Source organism: SAR324 cluster bacterium, assembly GCA_029245725.1.
Classification (GTDB): domain Bacteria; phylum SAR324; class SAR324; order SAR324; family NAC60-12; genus JCVI-SCAAA005.
Window position 1 is genome coordinate 1 of record JAQWOT010000029.1, and the last position, 2466, is coordinate 2466.

A 2466-nucleotide genomic window follows, 5' to 3' on the forward strand; every position below is an offset into this window, starting at 1 on the left:
TGCTCCCTTCGCCAATTCTGTCGTGATTATGTTTGGCAAAGCAATGCTTGCTGTCTGGCCTTGATTTGCTCCAATTTGGAAAGACAGATTCCTCTGAGTTGAATCTTCTGCACTTCCGTTTAGAATCTTTTCCCCACCAAACTGAGTGTTTAGAGAAATTCTGTCTATTGAACTCAGTGCGTTCTCAATTTCCTTCTGAGAAGCAGTAACCATATTCTGGTCATTCACTCCAACATTAGCCGCTGCAACTGTTCGCTGTCGCATATCCACCAGAAGTCTGGATACTTCATTCAGTGCACCTTCAGCCGTTTGTACAATTGAAATTGCTGACTCATTGTTTTCGGTCGCTTGGTGCAAACTTGCTACTTGTGCTCGCAAGCCTTCAGAAATAACCAGAGAAGCTGGACCATCTGCACCAGTATTGATCTTCTGTCCGGACGACAGTCGTTCAATCGATTTCGCTAGCAACTGGTCATTTTGAGCCAGATTTCTGTGAGCATTCAGGGCTTCAACGTTGTTGTTGATTCGCAGACTCATTTTCAACTCCTTGTAATTTGGAAATATAATTTCCTGAGTGACTTCCTTACGTGAAAGCAGCAGGGATATATCCGTAGCACCCCACCTAGATTCGGTTTTGGATTCCGAATCTCTGTTCATCCTCCATGACGAACAGCACAAATCCATTGCTCAGTTTTGGGCCGAAAGGAAATTAACAGGGTTTGAATCAAAATAACTAGATTAATCTAGATTATTTTGATTTTAATGATACAGGCCATCAGAAGACTGCTTGGCCTTCGTAATCAAATGGATAATTGCTCCGAATTATCCAGAAAAAGGTTAAATACCAATCCAAACAAGTTGGATCGGAATATTTGATGTCAAAGAACGAAGTGTAGAAGTAGCAGTTAATTGCTAAATCAATCTCTATTCAGAATCTGATCTAAACAACTTTAGTTATCTTATTGCTAATTAAATAGTAGTAACATTTTCATTAAGAATATGATTTTCAGAATCATCATCTAAAGAATTATGATTGCTAAATAGATAACTTTGAGTCTTAGAATTTTTTCATAACCACTAAAGTTAGTGTTTGTGGATAAACCACTACACTAGAATTTTTCTTCAACCAGATGACTTTGACCTATCAAATTAAGAGTAGAGAATCTAAATTTTCCAAGATCAAGCAACCACACAATACAATTCACCTGATATTCCGAGCTCTAAGACAGTAAATCCTCTTCAGCTAACTATGTTCAGATCCAAACCATCACAAACTAATTTCTCTAAGGAGAATTGTTCAGTTTGTTTTTATAACAAGTACCAGATTCATAATTGAGCTTATTTAGCTCTTTGAAATTAGTCTTGTCCCACTTTCAGAAGACTCTTGACTATTCTAAGTGCATCCTCTAAGTCACTCCCATGAGCGATCAAGGTTCTACATAGCTATTATTCCAGGACTTCTTATCATAGATCCTAATCAAACCTACATTACTGGCTAGCTAAGAGAGCCATAACATTTTTGGGCATTGCGTTAGCCTGGGCCAATTGGGCCGTCGCTGACTGTGTCATGATCTGGTTGCGTGTGAACGCTGCCAGCTCCACTGCCATATCTGCATCACGGATAGTTGACTCTGCAGCTGTCATGTTCTCTGACGCAATTCTCAGACTTGTCAGGTTTGACTCCAGGGTGTTCTTCTGAAACGCTCCCAAGTCACCTCGAGCGACCGCAATCTCTTCAATCGCCTTGTCAATTACTCCCATTGCGTCTTCGGAACCTTTGCCTGTTGTCACATCCAGGTCCGCAAGGCTTGAAAAACCACTGTCATTCGAAACTCCTATCGCCAGCTGATTCGTCGAAACATTCGGCAAACTCACACTGGCTATCTGACCCTGATTTGCTCCAATCTGAAACGATACTAATGGATTGCCCTGCGCATCAAGATTACTCCCGTCCAGTAAGTTCTTGCTACCAAACTGAGTATTGTTTGATATGCGATCAATCGCTTCCAAAGCATTCTCAATCTCTTTCTGAGAGGCATTGACCGAATTCTGGTCATTGATCCCAAGGTTGGCTGCAGACACCGCCCGCTGACGCATGTCTACCAACAGTTTCGACACTTCGTTGAGTGCTCCCTCTGCTGTCTGAACCAAAGAGATCGCTGCTTCGTTGTTGTCGGTGGCCTGCTGGATACTGCCAATTTGGGCTCGCATCCCTTCAGAAATAACCAGGGAAGCCGGACCATCAGCCCCACGGTTGATCTTCTGACCAGATGACAAGCGCTCAATCGATTTGGAGAGTTGCTTATCGTTGTTGATCAAATGCCTGTGGGCATTGAGGGACTCTACGTTATTATTGATTCGCAGACTCATACTAACTCCTTGTAGGTCTGTTGATTGCGATGACGGTCGTCTCTTCCATGAGACCACGCTACAGTCCAATCGAATGAACTGGTCGTCTGAAAATAC

At 42.4% G+C, this 2466-nt stretch carries 2 protein-coding genes; both read right to left on the bottom strand.

Annotated features, from left to right (window positions below; genetic code table 11):
* A partial coding sequence (locus P8O70_00880; GenBank protein MDG2195438.1) for a flagellin occupies window positions 1–537 on the bottom strand: 537 nt, incomplete at its 3' end.
* Between the two features lie 951 nt (window positions 538–1488).
* Window positions 1489–2370: a flagellin gene (locus P8O70_00885; protein ID MDG2195439.1), complete on the bottom strand. Its 882-nt coding sequence runs from the start codon at window positions 2368–2370 to the stop codon at window positions 1489–1491.
* Window positions 2371–2466: the final 96 nt, after the last annotated feature.

Bases quoted from the DNA above. Each gene is read 5' to 3' on its own strand.
- P8O70_00885 (MDG2195439.1), bottom strand. From the start codon at position 2,370: ATGAGTCTGCGAATCAATAATAACGTAGAGTCCCTCAATGCCCACAGG.